This is a genomic window from Plectonema radiosum NIES-515, assembly GCF_025753815.1.
Classification (GTDB): Bacteria; Cyanobacteriota; Cyanobacteriia; order Cyanobacteriales; family Nostocaceae; genus Hassallia; species Hassallia radiosum_A.
The window spans coordinates 1-22219 of sequence record NZ_JAOWRF010000276.1; the positions used below are offsets into that span (position 1 = coordinate 1).

Below are 22219 nucleotides of genomic sequence, written 5' to 3' on the forward strand. Positions count from 1 at the left end.
AGCATTTATCGTCAAAGCTAATAGGGGCGATTCTGAGCATTTCCCCACAATGGCAGTTCAATTACACCTCGGTCAGTGGTTGCTGCTGTCGCCTAATTGTATTCAAGTAGAGACGCTTATGCAATTGCTCGTTCCAATCCCTGGCTTTTGGTTTGAGCCTGCGTTCCTTGTGGCAAAAGCTGCTTGATAAGTCTTGCCATTTCGTTTCCTTTCTCATCATTATCGTGCCTCAGCAACCACCGTTGGTATCTTTCTCAAAAACTCCACTGGCACGCTTCGAGTGCTATCAACTGCAAGGTACAGGGTTCTATGGCCTTGCGGCTGTTCTAGCACAGATGCAGACAAAGCATCTATAGGGGATTTGGTTAGCACCGCTCTTTGAATCGGATCGTCACTCTTTCCACCGCTTCGCACGTAGAACCAACCAGCGTTCCGCTTAGTGCCTTTCTCTAAACCCATGAAGGTGTTATCCTTACCCATTGTTCCTCTCAAGAAAGCTCCCGTCACATCCCCATCCAGAGAGCGCATGATGAACACGGCATTTTGTTTAGAGTCAGCGTAAACCAATCCGCGTTTGTGCAGAGTCTGCACTAAATTTTCAGGAAGTTTGCATTCCCTCGTTAGGTAGTGTTGCACTGCCTGCCACCCTTTCTCATCTGGCACTGGGGGCGTAAATTTTGGAACTGGCTCTACGAACGCTATTTGTTGGGCTTGCTTAAGTGTATGATTTGTTACGGCACCTATTATCCCCGATTCTCCAAAGCGATCGCGTAGCCACACCACAGCTTGTCGGAAGCTACAGTCCTCAACGTGCATCACCAAATCAATTGCACCACCACCGCGTTGCTCACCTTCTAAGTCGTAAAACTTGGAGTCGGTAATGCTGATAATGTTACCGTGACCCTCCCAGTTATGCTTATTTTTGTAGTCTGGATCTAGTCCCAAGTTGTAGGCAACATCTTCTAGGGGCAAGTCTCGCAGCACTTGTAATTCTTCCTTGTACTTAAAAACTTCTGCTTCTAATTCCAGTACGCGCTGCTCCAGCTTCTGCCTTTGTTTTTCAGATGCTCTTGCTTTTTGCTCCATATCGTGATGCTGCTTTAATGCCGTAGCGCGATCTGATAGCTGGTGGTTAATAATGTCAAGGGATGGTTGCAAAGTTTCCTTGACACGTTCTCGGTAAGTGATCGCGTTCTGGGTTTGTGTGGCAGTCGGTAAAGTTTGTTCCAAGTCCAAGTTGAGGGATTGGCGATTAACTCTGGCGTAATATTCTTTGACCTCGGTATGTTTGGCAGTACTACCTTTAATGCCCCGTTCTATGCCCAATGGGGCAACAGCAGCTGCAAAACTGTCTTGAAGTTCAGATAGCCTTTTCCGGGTTCCACCAAATAGCGCCCGACAGTTGAGCTTGCCTCGTTCGTCCAGTGGCACCAGGTAGGCGTGAATATGGGGAGTAACTTCATCTAAGTGTAACTCACAGCGGACAACGCGATCGCCCCAAGATTGTTTGAGCCATTTTGACGTTACATCTGCAAAGTCGTCTAAACGCTTTTGGTTATAAGTTCCGGCGATGGATGGATCGTCAGGGCGAAAGTATTCAGCACTGGCACTCAAGACAAATTCAACACCCAGCACAGCATTGGAGCGAATCTTCTGATTGCCAATTTTCGCTTTGAATATCGTCGCCAAATCTGGATCTGATTTTTCTCCAATTAGGCGGATGTTATGTACGTCTGGATCTGCATTGGGCGTATCCCGCTCCCTGGTGGTGTGTAGTTCACTAGAAACCAGAGTTCCCCAATCCTTTATTTTCTGGATGCGACAAACCGTGTAAGCCATGAAATATGCTTAAAGCAATTCTTTCTATATCCAAGATGCTCGCTCATACTGCCACAATGGCTCTATCTACGGTTGAATTTTGCGCTTGGTTTTGAGGTGGTTGGAAAAACGAAGCGAACGAAACAATTTTAGCAAAGCGATGCCCGTGAGGGCAAAAATTGTGGAGTGAGTCCACAAACTAGTTTAAGGCTAATCGAAAGCCAATGACAAGTATAAGATAATTGAGTGAAAAAAGTGACCAATATGTGTTTCGTAAATATCAAAAAGTTGATGTTGCTGTGTTGGTTAATTAAGTATGAATGAACGATATGAGAAGCAATTATGTAATTTCACAATTAAAACACAATCAAGTTAATGAAAAGTCAACCTATAGACAGATTAAGAACAATAATAAATCAAAAATTAAACACAAATAGAACACAATGGCGACATATTAAAACAAAAAATAACAATAGTGTCAAGAGTAAAGTAAATTTAAATACAAAAACAATTCCGTAGCGTACCTCTAACTTTATTCTGAGGTAAAAGAAAAGTCATGCAAGTTATCAATGAATAGGTGGGAACAAAGATAAGAGACATGACAAACGAATGGCAGACTTAACAATGAGTTTTGACCCTGGTGCTTCATTGAATAAAGTAGTCTATCAAGTTAGGGGCGAAAAAACACCAACTCTGCTCGTGATGCAACCGGAAGTAATATTAGTAACACATGAGGCGCTTAAAAGCTACGTATCGAACCGCCTTGGTAATCCCCGCCCGGAAGCAGAAGCTTGGGGGGTAGTAAATGACAAGTGTTTTGTGGTGGGATGTCTTGCACGGGAGTTTTTAGCAGATGCCGGGATGCGGGAACTAAAGTACGAACGAGCAGTGTACAAGGTGTTGGCAGCAGTTGGAGCAATTAAGCAAATTTTGGGACTGCCAACAAAGTTTTCTATATCGTTGGCAGTGTTGTTGCCTTGGAATGAATATCCAGATAGAGAACGCTTTGAACGGCTGCTGCGGGCAAGTTTGAAAAATTACACATTTAGGGATGAGCGGTTACGGGTAAAGTTAGAACACTTTGAATGCCGTCCCGAAGGGAGTGGACTAGCAATGAGCCGGCTTAATACCAAAGGGCTGGATTGGTTTCGTTCCCACTCAATTGCCACGCTAATGTTTGGGCATCGAAACACAAGTGCTTTGGTATTTGTAGAGGGCAAGTTGAATCATATTCATACCACTACAACAGATTTGGGCTTTCACCAAATGGTTGAGATGGTAGTGCGGCGAACAAGTGGACAAAGTGCGGACATGCTCACGAAAGCAATTTTTAGTGCAGGTGCTGCGATTAATGAGAGCCAAAGCGCAATAGCAGCATTGGCACAAAGTCGAGATGAGCATCGTCGGGCAGAAGAAGTGAGGGTAATTATCAGTGCGATCGCATCGTCACGGACCCAATACTGGCGACGGCTGAGTGCATGGCTGGATACAACGCTACAACCCCAGTTGAATGTGGGAGAGGTTATTCTCTGTGGTGGTGCAGCACATTACTTCAAAAAGGAATTGCAAGGGTATTTCTCCAGTACACCAACATATTGGGGAGATGAATTGATGAAGCAGGTACAAACCATTTTCTTTGCAGATCATCCCAATGCGACGGCGCTGGCATTTCGACTGCTGGATGGATTCGGGTTATTTCTTTATCTCCAAGAACGGGAGGCGGCAGTGATATGAGTGGGCAAACCAGAAAAAGGTTAAACCTGATCCTGAGATACACGCCTTATGCTGATAGTCCTGATGGAGTGGTTTTGACTTATCTTAATTGTTCTCAAATGCGGGTGCTGAAGAAAACAGTGCTAGAAACTTTGTCAATGTGCTGGTTAGCATTGGCTTACCAAGAACAAGGGAGTTTACCCCCAGAGGAATTGCGGTTAGTTGCACTCGGCTGTGTGGATGCTTTGGAGAAACATATCAGCTATCTGAGGGCTGCATTTCGGTTAGAGAGTCCAACTGTCCAGAACTCAACTTTTCGAGAAGTGATGACTCCAGTGGTGTATGCGAACATGCCACCAACTGTTAAGAATATCTCCACGAATACTGAGGGTAGGGAAGAATCCGTAAATTTGTCAGGCAACTCGAAAAAAAATTTGTATTTAGATAGTCAAGAACTTTTTGGATAAGACAATGCCACGAGTAAAAAAGACGGAACCAATGGATAAGCCTGTTGAGCAATTGAAACTAGAAAATCCGAAAACGTCGCAACCTTTAGCTGAAGCGAAGGAGCATCAGGAACATCAAGAATATAGAGCTGCAACGAGCGTTATTCCCATAAGTGAACTGAATGCAGAAAATGGCTCAAAAGAAGCTTTAGTAAATCCCAAAACTCCAACTAAAATTCACCTTATCGATGGGGAGAAGGGGGGGGTTGGGAAATCGTTATTTGCCAGAACTTTGATGCAGTATTGCATTGATACGGGAAAGTCCGTCACTTTAGTGGATGCCGATCGCACAAATGCCGATGTGAGTGAAGTATACCCAAATAAAGCCAAAACTGCCTCATTTAGTGAAAATGAGAAAAAATCTTATGATGCTGACGAGATTTTTAATTTGGCATTAACTCAATCAGTGGTTGTTAATCTCCCAGCGCAGGTTTATCTCCTCGTCAACGAATGGATTTCACGCAACAGTGTTCTTGAAGTCGGTGTTCAATATGACGTGCGCTTGGTTAAATGGTTCGTTTGTACTGGAGCATACGACAGTGTAAAGTTATTCATTGAGTCACTCGACAAGTTTAAGGATACTATTACTCATGTTTTGGTAAAGAACTACGCAATGTGTGATGAGTGGGAGCGGGTATTAGAAAAGCCAGAATTAAAAAGTGCGATCGCTAAGTATAAAGTCCAGGAAGTTGTCTTTCCTAAACTGTCGTTTCGAGAGCGGGATATCCTTTTAGAAGAAAAGCTGACGTTTGCTGCTGCAAAAAATTACACTCAGAAATTGGGGGTACTGGGAACTCAGCGGGTGCATTCATTCTTGAAACAGGCACATGGCGAGTTGGACAAAGTGGGGCTATTGCCATGATGGAAAACAGCAGGAAATGAACACCAAGGCGTTGCAGCAGTGCGTGTTGACAAGGTGTTGTGCAGTTCTTAGGGGGAACCATAAAAATAAATCTCACTTTCGTCACATCTAGATCCGCACTTGCCTACGAATAATTTACAGCGATTTTCACCTAAATGAACCACATTATTTTTAGCAAATCGCAAAGGCAAGGCAGCGCGTTGCGGGGGTTCCCCCCGTTGTAGCGACTGCCGCGCAAAGGAAGAAATAAAGGAAGAAAAGTGTGGTCTAAATACATGAAAATTGCTGTAAAAACACGAAAGTGAGATTTATTTACGCTTATGTGCCTTAGAAAGCCAAATGTAGCTTTTTCACTTGTTGTGTTGGTCAACTATAAATAACTTTTATGGAGCAAAGCGAAAAGTCAGTTTCTAAGAGTCGATTAGAGGTTGCGCTCTCTGGCTACGGGGATGAATTTAAGGGCAAAGTCTTGGACATTGTTAATAAGACTGGGTTAGAACCTGATGACCCCTTATTCCTCATTCTAGCCGCAACGGGCAGGTTAGAAGTGTTGCTTCTTGATGGTCCGGATACTTTAGAGCAGCTATTTAAGAATTGGAGCCGTGAACTTGCCCGTAATTTAGAGTTAGTGGAATCAGCTACCTTAGAGCGACAGAAAGCGGCGATCGCCAAAGCAGCTGGTGAACTGATTTCTAGGGCAGAAAAACAAGAGGCAGAGCGCTTATTCACCTCTATTTTTCCCGCTGCTGGGCTAGTGCTGTCTATCTTGGGCTTGGGATTTATTCTGGGTATGTCGGTTCCTCCTTGGTTGCAGGGCTTGCAGGGTGGGGGTTACGTAGAATCGAATGCTTCTTTAACACTTAACCAGCTTGAAGCGCTGCGGTGGGCTTCTTCGGGTGAAGGAAAGTTTGCCCGGAATTTAATGCGTTGGAATGCTGGGTACTTGGACACCAAAGAGTGCTTAAAAGACCCCCAGCGGTTGAAAGTTACGTTAAACCTGGATGGCAGGAAAGCTTATAGCGGGTTTTGTGTTGTGTGGGCAGTTCCCCCGAACGAGCGCAAGTTTGAGCAGCGCTGAGTTATGAGTACGTATTCTTATATACTTCTGCCCCAACTCTTGCTTGATTTTATGGCAGCTTACAGTACGAGTGTTGGTGCAGAAGTTGGGGAGGCAGCGCTGGCAAGAGAGTTGTCGCGAGAAAACTGGTATGCGGTTGGCTCAATTCGTGAACAATTACCGAACCGTATCCCGCGTAGCCCCATTAAAACTACCCAAAATCGGCAGTGGTTAAGTGTGCGAGTACAGTTAAAGTGGGTCGTCTTGCGCCATATTCTTGTGCTACTCCCTAGCATTATTTGGAGTTATGCCGCGTTAACAGCATTGCTAAATGCTTTTGGCAACTGGGGTGCGCTGGTATTAATTGGCTACAGTAGTGGGTGGGCGATCTGTCTTTGGCAGCAGCGCAACGCGATTGCACCGTACTTGTTGGGATCATCGCTTGATTATACATCCAACAAGTCCCTTACTCTGCGAGAGTCCCCCGCCAGTACAGTAAATACAGTTGCAGTTCGCTCTGCTTCATCTGAGTCAGCCTCTTTGCAGAAGCTCAAGCAACTAAAAAAAGCGCTCAATAAACAAGTCAGGCAACCATCAGGTGTAAGTGATGCGATAGTTGGTGCAAGTGAACGTGACTTTAACAAAGTCTTAGAGCAATATTTTCCAGGAAGAGTGCAGACTCAGCTAAAGTTCCCATTCGCCATCAACGGCAGAGAGTATGCCTATAGCATTGACTTTGCGATTGTGTTTGATGAAATTGGCGTTTGCATTGATTGTGAAATTGATGAGCCATATGATTATAAATCGCGCCGTCCCACCCACTGCATCGACCAACAAGCTGATGCGATTCGCAATTCTTTTTTTGTCGAGGGGAACTGGATAGTTATTCGGTTTAGTGAAGCCCAGATTGTTTTACATCCCCACTCGTGTTGTAAAACCATTGCTGCATTGGTTAGTCGGATTATAGGGAGTAATAAATTTTTGAGGGAATTTGAGAATGTGCCTGACCTTAAGCCTACACCCAAGTGGACGAAACGGCAAGCGAAAAGAATGGCGAAACAGAGAGTGCGCGATCGCTATTTGTCTCGTCGAGTTGTTTAAAAGCACGTACTCTTCTAAAACTTCCACTCTTCTTTTACGCGACTGGTGGTTGATTTTCCTTTATGTTTGCTCACACTTGATTAATAATTTATTATCGAAACAATTAGTACGCTTACCATTAATCTTGAGAAGAAAAAGATTGGGATTTTTGATGTTTTACCCAAGCAGCGCTTCTATAATATTTTCTGTTATTTGTTTCACAATTTCTGATTCCAGGCAGTCGCAGCGATAATTTGAGCATTAATATCATCCAGGTAAAACTCATAAACTGGCACACCACTTCGCTCACAACGCAATGGCTCAATAATTTTGCTGAAAGGGTTCCAAACAGCAGTGACGGTGCGTTTGATTTTCTTGCGAACCAATTCACATTCAATATGAACTGTAGGCAAGTGAATTACCATCACACTATATAAAGAAGCTGACACTTTTAGAGAATACCGCTCTTCCAAGTCAGCCAATTTCCGTTCTAGCTCCTTATTAGTAGCATCCAACCGAGCCAATTCTCTTTCTTTCCCCTCTCCCTCCATTTGTCGGGATTGAATTCGATTTTGAATTTCTACAGCTATAGTGTTGTAATATGTTTTTAATCGCTCTTCATCTCTAGCTTTCGCCCTAGATAATTTCGCCTGCCAATTTTTCAGGTCAGATTGTACCAATTCAGCAGAAGTGTGTTCAATAATCAGTGAAATTTCCTCACTCTTTCTTTCTGAAATTGCTTCTGGATGTTCCACCACAATACGGTCAGATTCCCAAAATAGTGCATCACCAATATCAACTGGTGTAACTAAAGTTAGTTCGTTGATAATGAACGAAACCATCCCGACTCTTTTTTCATCAGCTTCAGCAGTATACGCTACATGACACCACAAATAACGGGTTGTCTCCGGTTTTGCTTCTAGAAAACGAATTAAGCCGTTGTGGGGTTTTATGGTTTGCAGAAGTTGTTTCTCGAATCCGCTGGTTTTCAGGTAGCCATCGTAATTGATAGCGATCGCACTCACTGTTCCCCGATTTCCCAAAATCCGCGAAAATCGACTCAGCAATTCTGAGTGGTAGGTGACAAATACACTCTTGTCTACATCAGCTTTGGTGGAAAGTGTCACTTCTTCGGGCAATTCCAACTGTTTGGCAATGTTGGCAGTCAACATCACCATCATCTGGTTATCACCATCAGGTTCGGCAACACCATCATACAGAGATACCAATTTTGATAGCGTTGAAAGAATCGGATCTGATATCATTTGGGTACTGGGGATTGGGGACTGGGAACAGCGTCAGAAAAAATCATGTTGCAAGAATTCTTACATATACCCTCTTCTCCAATTCCTAATCCCCACTGCCTTTATGCGGTATATGGTTGTTAATAATTGGCTTGAATCTGTTTATTTGTTCGCTTGTTAATTATAAATTAAGAGCAATGCGATCGCGTGCCGCCACGAGTGCAAACCGACAAGATTGCCAGCACTGCTGAAGGCACCATTGATTACCCAAGCGGTATTGGAGAGACTGCCACCTAACCAAATACTCCCAAATTAGTCTGAAATTACCTTAAATTCTACTTCTTCCCTCTGTATTATATGCGCCTAGTGAGATTTTTTAAATAGGTAATCTTCCGGCGGTCTTGGAGTATGAATGCTACGTTAGTAATGTAAGTTTAAAAATTATTTGAAATACGCTACTTACGTTCATGTACAGAGCAGAGTTTTTAAATTAAAGGTGAATTACCATGCCATTTAGCAGTTACAAAAGTCTTAGCGCAGTTATTAAAAAGTTTCAAATAAAGTATGTGCAAACTAACTTTGTTCTCGAAACAGAATTTCCAGTTAAAGATGATTTCAAATCCGAACTAGATTTATTATTCACAGATGGAGTTATTGACAATTCCGAATCTGCTATTTGTGAAAATCTCATCTATCCTGTTTTGAAAGAAGTATGGAAATTTTATCGGAACAAACTAACGCTTTGGAGTCACCAAACATTAATTTACGATGAAGATTTATCAGGAGTTCCTGATTATATAGTGACGCAGCGAAATCCCCTCGCTACTATTGTTTTTGATAAGCCTTATTTTTTGGCAGTTGAGGCAAAACAAGACAAGTTTGAAGAAGGATGGGGTCAGTGTCTTGCAGAAATGATAGCAGTGCAACGGATTAATGATGATTTAGAAAAGACTGTTTTTGGGATTGTTTCTAATGGGAAAGTATGGCAGTTTGGCAAGCTAAATGTAGATATTTTTACCAGAAGTAGAAATCTTTATACAATTGAAGAATTAGATAAGTTGTTTGCTGCGGTTAACTATATTTTCCAACAGTGTGAGTTACAGATTAACAATCTATAGTTGATGCCATTTCCTATGGTGTAACTCAAACATGGTACGTTTTCCTCTCTCCATAACTTATAGCGGGACTTAAACATTTTTTATGGAAAATAAACCTCAAAGCTATACACACCAATCATTTAATCTCGATTTAGTTTTTTTTATTGATATATCTTGGTTTGGGCGATTTTTTGGGGTTTGAGGTATATCCCTTGCCCCTTTAGAGATTTGAGGCTTTTTTCTCGTTGTTTTTTGTCTAAGTCCCGATAGGTAATCCGACTGCGAAGGATATGAAAGAAGAACCCCTAATTAAATAACGACAATGCAATCTGCTGCTTACCGCTTATAATTACCGACCAACTCGCACGCAGATAAAGGTATGGAAAATTTTCCATACCTTATACAAAAATACGTTCCAAGTAGACACGGGTTGGTAATATCATGTCCGGTTAATTAACACTAATAAAAACATCGTAACCAACGCTCATAGATGTTCGGTCCGGAACGTCTTTACAATATATTTAATAAGCCTGTCATGATATAATTAGTAGTTTACGCCTCAAAATCCTCACCAAAAATCTGCTCGTCTAGTTCCTGAGTTTGCTGGTACTGTCCTTTGGCTTTTAATAAATTATCCGCTAATTGGTCAAAAGCTGTATCTAATTCTGGTTTTGCTTGGTGCTTCAACCAAATGTCCATAACGATTTCACTAAAGTCAAATTCATCATCTACGTTACCCAGAATGGTTTCAATCTCTCCTACAACTAACTCAAACATATTAATTTTGTCGTGGAGTATACGCAAAATATATTCTTCGATGCTATCTTTGAGACAAAAATTAAAGATGAAGACATCCTGGGTTTGTCCGATGCGGTGGATGCGACCAATGCGTTGTTCAATTTTCATCGGGTTCCACGGTAGATCGTAATTGACGATGCAGTTGGCGAACTGGATATTACGTCCTTCTCCCCCTGTTTCCGATGCTAGGAGTACAGAAACAGTATCGCGGAACGAAGCGATCGCAGCATCTTTATCTTTGAGAGACATCCCACCTTGAAATTCTGCAAAAGGTATATCTGCGGCTCTTAATGTTTGAGCCAAATAAGCACTGGTTGCTTTGTGAGTAGTGAAAACTAGCGTTTTCTGGCGAGATTTGGTGAGCATTTCTACCAATGCTTTCGCTTTCTCCACCTGTTTAACTTGAGCAGCACGTCTTGCTAGAGATTTGAGTTCTTCATGGGGTAGACGTTTGGTGAGTTGTTTGAGGGAGTCAGCCAAAGCACCAGGGGAAGAACCAGCCCGCATTAGTAAATTAGTGCGGGAGAGTCTATCGAGTTTATCATCAGATAAACGCAGATATTCGCTTAAGTCGTGGTAAAGTTTCTGTTCCCCAGCAGAAGGGGTAACGGTAATTGTGGTAGCAAAGCGTTTAGGTAGTTTGACATCTACAAGTGCGCGGGTATTTCGCACCATAACTTCCCGCATTAGCGATCGCAGTTTTTCGGGATTTTTAGGGACTCGTCCATTTTTAGAATCGACATATTCTTTTTTGAAAGCAGCTTCGGTTTGCAACAGTCCCGGTTTAAGAAGGGTGAGGAGATTAAACAATTCCACAAGCGAGTTCTGCACTGGTGTCGCAGTCAGCATGAGGATAAATCGCTTATTGAGAGCGTTGACAAGTTTCCAGTTAAGGGTACTGCGATTTTTCAGGTGGTGTGCTTCATCTACGACTACCAAATCCCAAGTGCGGTTGGTGACGTGAGAAAAATGTTTGGCAGATTTTGCCGTGTTGAGGGAAGCGATAATTCGAGGATTATTTGTCCAGAATTCTTCTACTTGTTGTTGCGGATCGCGATCGTCTGTTGTAATACTGGTGATGTTAAATTTATCATTCAATTCCAATTGCCATTGGGAAACCAGCGATGCGGGAGTCAGTACCAGCAGCGATTTTACCATGCCTCTTGCCAGGTATTCAGCTATTATTAGTCCAGCTTCTATAGTTTTGCCCAATCCAACTTCATCTGCTAATAATGCACGTCCCCCAAGTTGTCTGAGTACTTTTCGGGCTGTCTCAATTTGATACCAGTATTTATCAATGGCAGTAAGTGTCGGCAGGCAGACTAGTTGGTCATAGTCTGCCATGATGGACAGATTGAAGAGGTCTAGACGTGCCTCGTAGAAGTTGAATGGGTCGTAGTTACCAGCTTTGAGTGCTTCTAAGGCTGTGGAGGAGTTAAATTTGAATGTATAGTTTGTATCCATAATCCCAGATATATAACGAGCGTGTCCGCTTCATTTGAACTCTCCACTTCGAGGACAACTTTGGCTTTTTGGGGCAGTTAATTCCAGAAATGTTGTTGAGAATTGACGCTTTTTCCTGCCCTAAAAAGCCAGAATGTTCTTCGTTTTTACCCTTGAGGTATTGTATGAGGTTGTCCTCGGAGTGTCCAGACATCTCCCAACCTTGAGGGGGTAATGGCAATATGGTTAAATTTGTCAACAATTAGGCTCATTCGTGAGAAATCAATTTTGTTTCAAAACTTCTTCAATTTCTGCTAGCTTTTGACGCAGGACTTCTTGAAACTCTATTAGTTGATTTCGTTCAGCTTTCTTCAACGATTCAAGGGAGAGTTTTTGCAGCCGACGGCAAGACTGTGACACGGGTTTAATCTTTGCTTCAGACGTTGATGATGACAGTGCATGTGTTGCTATCACTTCAGTTACTAATTTTCGGGTAGCGCTAGCAGATAACTTTTCTGTCATAACTTTCTGCGTCGTTGTAACCCTAATTAAGTGCGCTTCTTCTTCTGTAATTCCCAAATTTTTGGGTGAAAGTTTTTGTAGTGCCATTGCATGAACCCCTTTTAATCCGCTTCTGATGGCAACTTTGAGGTCGGATGCTAGAGACAGCATCGGAAAAACGTTGGCATCGATGGAGGCAGGATTAAGCTGTAAATCTAACAGTAAACCCAAAACTGCCTGTTCAGAGTCACTTAAACCCAAAGCCACTAAACCTGACTGTTGCTCTGCATTTTCAACCGTCATCAGTTCTACAACAGAGTTCATCTTTTTTTGTGCATTTAACCGACGCACGACTGTTGAAAGAATGCGGGGAATGTCCACTTGCTCTAAGTCAGTATTATTAGCCAATTCCCGCACAATCGCTTCAGCTTTATCGAGGGGATTTAAGTCTTCTCGATGCAACGATGTCAGTAGCGCTTTGCGGTGCAAGCTAGCAGGTTCTGGAATTATCACAGCTTGAAGATTTTGCCAACCCAAAGCTTTAGCACTGCGCCAACGTCGCTCTCCATCGAATAGTACTAGATTTTCACGCTGAATTAGGATAATTGGCTGTAACTGTCCATCCTCCGCTAAGGAACGTGACATGGATTCGATACTTTCAGGCAAAAATGTCTGTCTGGGTTGCTCTGGATTCGGTTCAATTTGCTCAATTAAAATTGAAAGTATACCTGATTGTGATTGGAGTTGCGATCGCAGTGTAGCTAGCTGTTCTTCCAACTCAGCCGCACCCTCCGAACGAAGTTCTTCAATTTCTGCTCTTAATCGTTGGAGTTCCTCCTCCGCTTCAGATAACTGCTGAGACTGCTTGGCTGCTGAAAAATAATTAGTGAGGTCAGGAGCTTTACGCGCAGTCATGATTTCTTACCTCTTGTCTTATTTTGATTTCCAATTAGATTTGCAACGTATGAAGCAACTTCTTTAAAATCACTTTTAGCAGGATGGCTGGGACGGTGAATATGTAGCGGCAAGCCTTGTCCGCTGGCATTGACAAATTCAGCACTATCGCGAATAGCACCAAATGCACGAATATTCATTTGCTCTAACTGAGATGGCAATGCAGCCAACATCTGCCGATGTGTTGCTCGTCGGGCATCATATTGGTTGGGGACAAATCCGATTATTTCTGGAGTCGGTTTTAAGCGTAGGTGCTTACAATGGTAGTAATACCACTCAAGTAAATGTGCTGCTCCTTGAATCGACTTTGGCTCTAGTTGCACGGGAATAACTATATGCGTACAAGCAGCCAAAGCCATTAAAGGCAAAGGACCGAGGGTAGCTGGGCAGTCAAAGATAATTAGGTCATGATCCAGTGGATGATCAGTTAAGCAGTCACCCAAAAGGTAAGCTCCTCGTTTGTGGAGTACCAGCTCATCCGCCGTTTGCGTCAATACCATCCCACCTTGACAAATAACGACTTTATCTGTATGTTCTGTCCAACAGGGAGTTAAGGGCCAAGACCCGTCAAAGTTATCTTGCAATACAGCAGATAGCGTATGTTCTGGTTCTGGGGGAGACAAACCACAAAATAGTGTCAAAGACCCTTGGGGGTCAAGATCCATGAGGGCTACAGATAAGGAGCGTTTTGCCAATTCGTAGGCTAAATGAACTGAAAGTGTAGTTTTACCACTGCCACCGGCATTGCTGATTACAGCTAGTCGAATTTGCATGGTTTTTATTTAAATGCTATTTCAGCATCATATATCGAAATCGGGGCATCATATATCGATATATGATAAAGAGAACATTGGGCGTTGCTGAATTGAAGTATGAAACTATAAAAATCAAGGATCTTAAACCTTTACTCTCTGCGACTCTGCGACTCTGCGTGAAACAAATTCATATCACCAACGCCAAACATTGAAGCACCGCATCTTATCAACAAAAAACTTATGACTAAAGCGATAAATCGACAGTTTCGTTTGGCAGCTCGTCCTGTGGGCGACATTAAAGAAAGCGATTTTGAGTACCGAGAAGAGCCAATCCCTAGCCCAAAAGAAGGTGAGGTGCTGGTACGTGCTATATATCTGTCACTAGACCCGACAAATCGCATTTGGATGAGCGACGTGGAGCAGTATATGCCTCCTGTTGAAATTGGAGAAGTTATGCGCGGCGGTATTATAGGTGTAGTTGAAGAGTCAAAGAATCCCAAATTTAAACAGGGGGATTTGGTTTCGGGTATGCTTGGCTGGCAAGATTACGGAATTGCTGAAGGAAATAGTGGCTTTTCTCTCACGCGATTACCCAATCCTCTGCCTTGTCCGCTCACCGCATTTACCGGACCACTGGGAGCTACTGGTTGCACAGCTTATTTTGGGCTATTGGATATAGGACAGCCAAAAGTTGGAGAAACTGTGGTCGTTTCAGCCGCAGCAGGAGCAGTTGGTTCCATTGTTGGACAAATTGCCAAGATTAAGGGTTGTCGTGTAGTCGGTATAACTGGCAGTGATGAAAAATGCCGTTGGCTTACAGAAGAACTTGGCTTTGATGCAGCAATTAACTATAAAACTGGGGATTTAGAAAAAGCATTAGCTCAAGCTTGTCCCGATGGAATTGATGTGTATTTTGATAATGTTGGTGGAATAATCCTTGATGCTGTGCTAACCAAGATTAATCTGCACGCACGGATTCCTTTATGCGGTTTAATTTCAACTTATAATGCTTCGGAGCGTGTTCCTGGTCCATATAATTACAGCCAAATTCTTATGAAACGCGCTCTCGTCCAGGGATTTATTATCTTGGATTATGTACCCCGATTTCATGAAGCGATAACGGAGATTGGACAGTGGCTAAATCAGGGGAAAATTAAATATGCTCTTGAGATTGTCGAAGGCTTGGAAAATGCACCCAAGGCGATCCTAAAACTTTTCGACGGTAACAAGAAGGGAAAATTGATTATTAAAGTCTCAAATGAACCTACCTGAAAGTTTATAAGGAGCGTTTAGAAGAGCTTATTACCGCTTCTCCTTCTCAATCACACTCATACGCTCACCCAACACTTAACTTAACGCTCCGCGTCTCCACTCTTTTGCTATGCCGCAAGCTTTATGGGGAATTCACGCATTCAAAAAGCTTGAAATACAAAGTTTTTGGATGTTTGAGATAGTAGGTTTATTTCCGTTTGTACTATTGCCTAAAGGTATCCAACGCCTCAAAAAGGATTTAAACCATAGAGCAATTTTAATTGGCGTTTTATTAGCGTTCGGATTGAGACTGTTGATTTTTACTTGTGGTAGATTGCCAATAAGATTTTTGCTTTTCTGTGAGGTGGTTAATTGTGGCTTTTTGATCCCTTGTAGCTTGGTAAACTACTTGCTGTTGATCGTTAATGATTTGCAATGTATTGTTTGATGTTGAATAAATAGCAGTGTGTTTGCTGCCGACGTTCGCCGTTTGAATAATGGCATTTTGATTATGAGGCAAGGCACGAATCGCTTTGAGGCTGGCGTTGATTAAATTTTGCTCCCATTTTTCACGGATTATAGTTGGAGTGGGGTTAGGTTCTGTGGGTTCATTGGACGTTGGTGTGATGTCAATTAAGGGTTCAGTTTTAATGATTTCACTTTTTTGCGTTGTATGAGTGTTGGTGTTGACACCTTGAGCTTCCTTTTCGAGTTCAGCTTTAATAATTTCACTTTTTGGGGTTGCAGTTGCATCTTTATTTCTCCACTCTTCGGGATACCTGACAGTCGCTGGATCAATAATTAGATGGGCGGTTGTTGCCGGGGCAGATTGAATGGTGGCATTAAATTTCAAGCTTTCTACCGATTGATTAGCGGCTTGCACCTTTTCACTCAGTACTGCAAACGAATCTTTATCAATAACCCCCAAGGCTTTGCCATTAACTAGGGCAAGCGGCGTAGGCGGTTTACGATGGTCAGAGTTGGATTTTAACTCAATGGAGATAGTGTATAATTCACCTTGAAACAAGCGATCGCTCTTAGCATACTTTTTAATCTGCCCTACCTTTAACTGATTGCCTTTGCTGGAAGTGATAATGACTGAGGCACTGGGGGGAGAAGTGATTGTTGCCACAGCTTCTGTGCCAGTTGGCAGTTGGGGTGATTCGCTATTAAACATAGCCAGCTTCTTGCCTTCTGCTACCACCCAGCGTTGGGAGATATTGGGGTCGCGGGGGTCAACATCCAGTTCAATTTTAATGGGGACTTTCTCACCGTGCCAGTTGCGTCCATTGTGTTCACTGCTGGGTTGGTGTGTGCCAACTACAGAAAGGTTGGTGAATTGTAATTCCTTTAGTTGTCCGATAATTTGGTCGGGGAAAGCAGCAAACGCTACACTGGCTTTCTTACGCCCCTGGTACAAATGACTTTCTTCAGTATGGGTAATATTGTGGAGAGCTGCTGCAAGTGGAAGTTTTTCGGATTCAGATGTAGAGTTTCTTACCGTTTCCAGGTATTCACTGGCTTTTGAGAAGGCAGCTTCTACCATACTCTTGCTGACTCCAGGCTGGAAGGAGACTTTTCCTTGTTTGATTGTCATGCCAGCCTTGAGATTATGTTCACGAACGGAGGCAACAGACACCGTGCCAATACTTTGACTTGTTTTTTCGACCGTCTTAGGGTCTTTGACTATAATATTGGCAGCTAGTGTTTGAGGCATATCCTTGGTGGCTTTGTGGTCTGTTAACTTAATATCTAGTTCCGTGGCTTTCCATAATTGCTGATTTTTAGACGTATCAAATTTAATTAAATTAGTAACTTCGATTTGCCGACCACTTGTTGGTGATGTGATTACTAGACTTGGACCCGGTTCTAGTTTTCTTTTTTCTTCTAATCTAATAGCTTCTTTAATCAAACCGTTGTAGGTATTTTTAATAGTGGTAGCTTGGTCTTTATGTTCCTGGGTAAACTCAACTCCAGGATATAAAGCTCTAAATTGCTCTAGTTGTCGGGCAATGAGTTGGTTTTCCTCAAAGTGCTGATTAGTCTGCTTTACCATCAAGTCAATAGGACTATGGTTCGTGCTTTTCATTCCCCGATTCAAAAAAGCCTCTGGGTTTTTCTTATCAGTTAACCAGACAACAGAGTTATAATTGCATATCTCCTGGCAGTATTTGAGGATGGATTCATCAGGACGAAGTGCGCTTTTAGGACCATCTACGGCTACTTGTAACTCGTTTGAAAGTTCTCCTACAAGTGAACGCAATAAATTTCTTACCTCGCTCAATCCTTGTTCTACTTGTTGTGTAGATAGGCTAGTTGATACTTTAGCAATGGGAGCTATTTGTTTTAAAATTTTTTCTGGAATTTTAATCTCGCCGTTTTTATGTTTAGCTTCTACATTACTTAAGTGAGTAGATATGCGTCTAAGATACCCGTATTCTTGTTCTTTGGGCATTAGCTGAGTTTCCCATTGCAACGCTACGTTTTTTTGAATTTCGTTGGCAATAAGTCCAATTTTATTTTCCATAGCGCTGACGGCGATTTCTGCAAAAGTGCCTTGATAGGGGACTTTAGGTTTTTTGACCACATCGGGATAGCGGTTGGCTGGCAGATTGTATTCCTTGACTTCAGCAGCTAGAGTAGGAAAATCACGCTTATGAGCAAATGCCAAGCGATCGCCGTCGAAATCAGCTTGCAAGTTATCAGCAGCGGTTTTAGGATTAATATGTACTGTCCCAGAAAGCTTCATAACTTCGGGCAGGTGTCGATTAGTAAGTACAATTACCCCATTAGAGTTGACTAAGGGAGAGCGAGTGACAATGATTTCTTCTCCTTCGGGAATATAAGGAACGCAGATTTCATTCTCAGCCAGCTTCAAACTCGGTTGAGCCAGTCCAGAATTGAATTTGATAGCCCGACCAGTAGCAATATCCACCCAGGAAGCACGAACAAATTCTTGCAGTTCGGCAGTAATTTTGGGATGTTCCAGTATTTGGAAGTGACCTTCTAAATCTGCTTTAATCAAGCGATAAACTAATTGGTCTTGTTGCTGCTGTTGTTCTGGATTAAGTTCACCGCTTTCCCCCAAGTTGCTGAAAACTGATTCAACTTCTTCAGCTAAATCGCCTTCAAAGTCTAAAATTTTGGACTTTCCTTCGGCATTAACAAATGCTTTGCGCCGTTCGTAAGTTTCAACGTAATGTTGAGCAATTTTGCGAGGATCTGATTGGATGTTTGCTAAAATCATCGCATCCAATTCTAGCCGGGGTAGCATATCGGCTTCTACTGCACGAGGGTAATTGACCAGTATTTGCGTACCAAGGCTATGTTTGCCATACTCAGCCAGGGTTTTGATTCCTAAGCCGACTGTTAAGTTATATTCCCCCGGTGTAATAGCATCTTCCCCTTTCCTACCTTTGAAGGAAGATGTTGCTAACACCATGTCGTAACCAGTTTTGCCGTTATCTCTAATTAACGCTTCTCCTACTTGCTCAAGTCTAAAGGGAGCTAATGTTCCTTTAGCAATCCGGGCTACAGGGTTTTTCTCTTGTTCCTTGATGCCTAGTCGAAACTGGAATGGAGTATTGCTGTTGCCTGTAAGTTCTTCTGCCAAGTCCAGACTAATTTTGCCGTAACAGTCACCTACTAGGTTTTTTGCTACATCCAGTGGCAGAAAGCCTCCGTTTTCCCCGGTTGCATCGTCTATCACTATCAGGCGTAGGTTTTTAAGTTCCTTGAAGTCTCGACAAGGAGTAAACAGCAGTGAGCCGTAAGCTGCTCCATCTGAAGCATTGGGGTAAATGCGATCGCCCTTGGCGGGGCGAAGCCCATCGCGCACTTTATCGTCACTGGCAAAATACATTCGTTCCCCAGCGGCGAACTGTAGCGTCTTGCCCTCATGTTCCTCCAAGTCTTGGGCTGTTGTAGAACCTGGGTAAACTGTGCCGATGGCAAATTCGACATCGGGATACAAGTATTCTGCCAAGGAATTTTCTATCTTCTCTTCTACCCCAGTATCAAGCTTTAGCTTTGTATCAAAGTGTTTGAGGGTTAGAGTCATCGTTTATCTAAAAGTGTGAACATATTTATATCCAGATTGGATTACATAATTTGCTATTGATATCTGCCTTTGTAGGTAAATTAAAAAAATTGTTTTATTCTTGACATAAGTTAGAATAAGATTGCCGAGTGTTGCAAACCCATGAGTAACCAAAAACTACCACTATTGACTAGCGAGCAGTCTATGCGCGGTTTGATGCCTGAAGAACTCATGAGTGAGGGGTATATGGAGGCTGATGACTTTCCAGTATATGAAACCCAGAAGGAACGGCTTCAAAGAATTGAAGAACAACAACGTTTTGCCAAAAAACAGCTTGCAGAAATTAAGGAATGGCAGGAGATTTAAGTGCTAGAAGGCTGTATTTAAAAAACTTAACCAGTCCTTACAAGTAAGGGCTGGTTAAACTATTAGTGTTACCTATATTTCTCGTATCCTTTGGCATAGCCCAAAAGGTAGAAAGGATTTTGACATTGTTGGGGAATGCCAAAGTCCCCATGACGTTTTCCCCGGTCATAGCAGCACCAATCGCTGCTTTGCCAGAGGTTTTGGTCTTTTAGCCTTTCTTCAAGAGGGGGAATTTCACGTTCAACTGGTTCTCGGTCTTGCACAACGTAATGGAATTCTTCAAAATATTCGGGATACATGGAGTCATAAATGAAACTTCATCACCGTGCAAGCGTGAGCTTGAGAAAAAGAGAAAAACCCACTGGATTAAACACCAGTGAGCTATGTGGGATAATAAGAACAGGAATTGTGTTAGTAAGGAATTGAATCTACGTCAACTGTATGAGGTGGCAATTCAGATTTAGATACAGTTGGTTCTTCAGCTGCTTTGAGGATGTTAATGTTGTGTGTGAATGCAGTGCTTGATGCAGCTAGACTCCATAGTTCTTCACTTTTATCCATGCAAATGAACTTGCCAATGCTTAAAACTGTTGGTTCTGGCATTGCCACTGATTCAGGGATAGCTACCCAGCTTTTCTTAGGAGCATCAGGTGGCTCCAGGGATGGTTTAAATGTGGGATTAAAGACACATAAGCAATGAAACTGTGTATTTAAGCTGCGGTAGCCTTTCTTCGTCGCTTTGCTGTATGCCACTTCCATCTTCGTTTTGAATTGCTGGTACGCTTTGCCAAACCGTGCGGCAGCAACGCCATAAATGGTTAATACCAGTGGTACTTGGTGCAAGTTTTCGTTATTTTTACCCAGTACGTAAATCAGATAAAAACTGCGGAGGGCTGCTGTTTCACCAAGCTCTTTGTAAAGCTTGAAGCCTGAAGGAGTTTCATAATTACCAACGATCTCCTTTGTTTCCCTTAATTCTATAAACCGAGGAGAAATAGCGAGAACGTGCATCTTGGGTGATTTACTATGCCACCCCATTTCAACCGTGCCGCTGCTAAAGGTGTGTTCGTAGGTAGCTGGTTCCCCTTCCCAGCCAATTAAGTCTAGATTATCTTTTTTAATGAAAAGACCTACTACTTTTGGGTCTTTATCATTAAGAATTTGACAGGAAGGAAAACTCGATAGCGTTCCTGTAAATTGCTCTAGTGTAAACTGGTCAAGTTCCATCTTCGACTCAAAAAAACTACACCTAGAATTGCCCGTCAGGGCAATACTCGTATTTTGTAGTTGTGAGGGTGCGCTCTTGTTTTTTCTACTAAATGTATTTGCAACTGTTCTAGTTATTCTGCATGGGATTCAGGTAAAACACCGTATTTTTGCCCCCACTATATGACTATTAGCGTTGGAAGGAAAACGGCCAAGTCAAGTGTAGATAGCTGTAACCATCATTTTTATGGACGAAGAGTGTTTTTTGATTCGGGAACGATGGCGTTTGGGAAATCCGTGGAACCATAACGCACTCAGGCTATAGCTTAGGCGCATTATGATTCCAATGGTGATTGCTAGAAAGACTCACCCGCAGATACAATTGCTTTACAGTTACCGTTAACATTACTGTTAAGCGACAGATCAAGCTGAGAGATTTGATGCTGCAAGTCTTGCAATTTCAATTGCTGGGACTGTATTTCTAGCTTTCGTAGCTCTGATATCAGGGTTTCCAGCACTGGCAGATTATCTGGGTTGAATTGGATGGCGATTGATTCGCTAGAACCATTTAGATATAGAGTTGCTGTTCCCAAGTTTTCATTGGTGAAACAACTCAGATAGCTGCTAGGTGTGATTGTGATAGTTGTGCTTTTGCTGATGTTCATTTTTTACTCCGTGGTGACTTAGACTGTTTCATGTGTCGAAAGCGGACGTGCTTTGCGGTAACAATTTCGGCGATCGCACTCACGTCCTCGCCGCGTTTGTGTGCTGCTAGAATGTCCTTAGACTTGGCACTAACTTTGACTTCCTGATATTGTGTTGGCAGTTCATTCGGTTCAACCAACAGCACAACCGAAGGCGGATTGTTTTGAAAGTCGATACGGCGTTCAACTCCAGCTACCTGCTCACTTAGCACTCCCGAAGTGTGCAACTTCAGGAGATACCCCTTTATTTGGGCTATCTGGTTGCGACGGCGTTGGATAACTGTAGAGTGCAGTTCTACAATCTTTTCTAGCCGTGCTTCCCAGCTTTCCAGGTCTAGCTTTAACTGGTCAGCGACGTAGGCGATCGCGTCTACTTTTGCCTCTGTTGCTTGCTGCACGTTAAGTTGGTCATGCAGCAACTGTTGTAACTCTAATTCGCCCTCACAATTGTCAATCTCCGACCACAATTGGGCGCTGGTGATTGATAGCACTGCAAGGCTGGCATGGTTGATGTCAATGGTTGTTGTCATTGGTATCCTTAATAGGTAGGGTTCCATAGCAATTGGGGCGTTTTGGTTGCAACAGTTTTGTTGATGGTTTAGCAGCGGTCAGAATACAGGTAAGCATCGTGGTAATACTGACGTTCTTGCTCCCAAGCAGCCTCAGCCTCGGCTAAGGCAATAGCTTCAGCGGATTTAGGCTGCTGGATGGCAGCAAGCCATTGTTGTTCGAGTTGGTCGAACCAGCTTGATAGTTCAGCTTGTTGAAGCGGGGTTAATGTGGTATTGCTCACGATGGAATTTCCTCAAACATCACCCCCAGTAG

Annotated in this window: 20 protein-coding genes; 9 read left to right on the forward strand and 11 right to left on the reverse strand. The window is 42.8% G+C overall.

The genetic code is table 11. From position 1 onward, the window contains the following. A partial coding sequence (locus OGM63_RS18935; RefSeq protein ID WP_263747208.1) for a hypothetical protein occupies positions 1-187 on the forward strand: 187 nt, incomplete at its 5' end. A gap of 32 nt (positions 188-219) precedes the next feature. Here the strand turns inward: OGM63_RS18935 and mobV are convergent. Continuing rightward, entirely contained in the window at positions 220-1839 is a 1620-nt protein-coding gene (gene mobV / locus OGM63_RS18940) for a MobV family relaxase (RefSeq protein WP_263747209.1), read from the reverse strand. 588 nt (positions 1840-2427) lie between these two features. On the opposite strand from mobV, the gene OGM63_RS18945 reads away from it, so the two are divergent. The 5 genes from OGM63_RS18945 (at position 2428) to OGM63_RS18965 (ending at position 7057) form a co-directional block, all read left to right on the forward strand. Continuing rightward, entirely contained in the window at positions 2428-3552 is a 1125-nt protein-coding gene (locus OGM63_RS18945) for a ParM/StbA family protein (protein ID WP_263747210.1), read from the forward strand. Next, positions 3549-3998: a hypothetical protein gene (locus OGM63_RS18950; RefSeq protein WP_263747211.1), complete on the forward strand. Its 450-nt coding sequence runs from the start codon at positions 3549-3551 to the stop codon at positions 3996-3998. The genes OGM63_RS18945 and OGM63_RS18950 overlap by 4 nt, the downstream gene beginning before the upstream one ends. A 4-nt stretch (positions 3999-4002) precedes the next feature. Then, positions 4003-4899: a nucleotide-binding protein gene (locus OGM63_RS18955; RefSeq protein ID WP_263747212.1), complete on the forward strand. Its 897-nt coding sequence runs from the start codon at positions 4003-4005 to the stop codon at positions 4897-4899. Positions 4900-5284: 385 nt separating this feature from the next. After that, on the forward strand, positions 5285-5977 hold the full coding sequence (locus tag OGM63_RS18960) for a DUF6753 family protein (protein WP_263747213.1): 693 nt from the start codon (positions 5285-5287) through the stop codon (positions 5975-5977). 3 nt (positions 5978-5980) lie between these two features. Then, a complete protein-coding gene (locus OGM63_RS18965) occupies positions 5981-7057 on the forward strand; it encodes a putative endonuclease domain-containing protein (protein WP_263747214.1) in 1077 nt (358 codons plus the stop codon). A gap of 197 nt (positions 7058-7254) precedes the next feature. On the opposite strand, the gene OGM63_RS18970 is transcribed toward OGM63_RS18965, so the two are convergent. Then, on the reverse strand, positions 7255-8301 hold the full coding sequence (locus OGM63_RS18970; RefSeq protein ID WP_263747215.1) for a hypothetical protein: 1047 nt from the start codon (positions 8299-8301) through the stop codon (positions 7255-7257). 545 nt (positions 8302-8846) lie between these two features. Here OGM63_RS18970 and OGM63_RS18975 point away from each other — a divergent pair. After that, the gene (locus OGM63_RS18975; protein ID WP_318528502.1) at positions 8847-9398 is read left to right on the forward strand and encodes a hypothetical protein; all 552 of its coding nucleotides are present in this window, start codon (positions 8847-8849) and stop codon (positions 9396-9398) included. 531 nt (positions 9399-9929) lie between these two features. Here the strand turns inward: OGM63_RS18975 and OGM63_RS18980 are convergent. The 3 genes from OGM63_RS18980 to OGM63_RS18990 all read right to left on the reverse strand — a co-directional run bounded on the left by OGM63_RS18980 (position 9930) and on the right by OGM63_RS18990 (position 13846). Next, positions 9930-11639: a DEAD/DEAH box helicase gene (locus OGM63_RS18980; protein ID WP_263747217.1), complete on the reverse strand. Its 1710-nt coding sequence runs from the start codon at positions 11637-11639 to the stop codon at positions 9930-9932. Positions 11640-11900: 261 nt separating this feature from the next. Further along, on the reverse strand, positions 11901-13034 hold the full coding sequence (locus tag OGM63_RS18985) for a ParB/RepB/Spo0J family partition protein (RefSeq protein WP_263747218.1): 1134 nt from the start codon (positions 13032-13034) through the stop codon (positions 11901-11903). Then, a complete protein-coding gene (locus OGM63_RS18990; RefSeq protein ID WP_263747219.1) occupies positions 13031-13846 on the reverse strand; it encodes a ParA family protein in 816 nt (271 codons plus the stop codon). Before OGM63_RS18990 ends, OGM63_RS18985 begins: the two co-directional genes overlap by 4 nt. A gap of 222 nt (positions 13847-14068) precedes the next feature. On the opposite strand from OGM63_RS18990, the gene OGM63_RS18995 reads away from it, so the two are divergent. Next, positions 14069-15100, forward strand: a complete 1032-nt coding sequence (locus tag OGM63_RS18995) for an NADP-dependent oxidoreductase (protein ID WP_263747220.1) — start codon at positions 14069-14071, stop codon at positions 15098-15100. 271 nt (positions 15101-15371) lie between these two features. On the opposite strand, the gene OGM63_RS19000 is transcribed toward OGM63_RS18995, so the two are convergent. Next, on the reverse strand, positions 15372-19139 hold the full coding sequence (locus tag OGM63_RS19000) for a hypothetical protein (RefSeq protein WP_263747221.1): 3768 nt from the start codon (positions 19137-19139) through the stop codon (positions 15372-15374). 141 nt (positions 19140-19280) lie between these two features. On the opposite strand from OGM63_RS19000, the gene OGM63_RS19005 reads away from it, so the two are divergent. Further along, a complete protein-coding gene (locus tag OGM63_RS19005) occupies positions 19281-19484 on the forward strand; it encodes a hypothetical protein (protein ID WP_263747222.1) in 204 nt (67 codons plus the stop codon). A gap of 68 nt (positions 19485-19552) precedes the next feature. On the opposite strand, the gene OGM63_RS19010 is transcribed toward OGM63_RS19005, so the two are convergent. The 5 genes from OGM63_RS19010 to OGM63_RS19030 form a co-directional block, all read right to left on the reverse strand. Beyond that, positions 19553-19783: a hypothetical protein gene (locus OGM63_RS19010; protein WP_029630809.1), complete on the reverse strand. Its 231-nt coding sequence runs from the start codon at positions 19781-19783 to the stop codon at positions 19553-19555. Between the two features lie 112 nt (positions 19784-19895). Continuing rightward, entirely contained in the window at positions 19896-20711 is an 816-nt protein-coding gene (locus OGM63_RS19015) for a DUF5895 domain-containing protein (protein ID WP_263747223.1), read from the reverse strand. A gap of 335 nt (positions 20712-21046) precedes the next feature. Then, positions 21047-21355, reverse strand: coding sequence for a hypothetical protein (locus OGM63_RS19020; RefSeq protein ID WP_263747224.1), 309 nt, complete (start codon positions 21353-21355; stop codon positions 21047-21049). Continuing rightward, complete coding sequence (locus OGM63_RS19025; RefSeq protein WP_263747225.1) at positions 21352-21924, reverse strand: siphovirus Gp157 family protein; 573 nt, start codon at positions 21922-21924, stop codon at positions 21352-21354. The genes OGM63_RS19020 and OGM63_RS19025 overlap by 4 nt, the downstream gene beginning before the upstream one ends. 68 nt (positions 21925-21992) lie before the next feature. Further along, positions 21993-22187 carry a hypothetical protein gene (locus OGM63_RS19030; protein WP_263747226.1) on the reverse strand — a complete coding sequence of 65 codons (195 nt, stop codon included), beginning with the start codon at positions 22185-22187 and terminating at the stop codon, positions 21993-21995. Positions 22188-22219 lie beyond the last annotated feature (32 nt).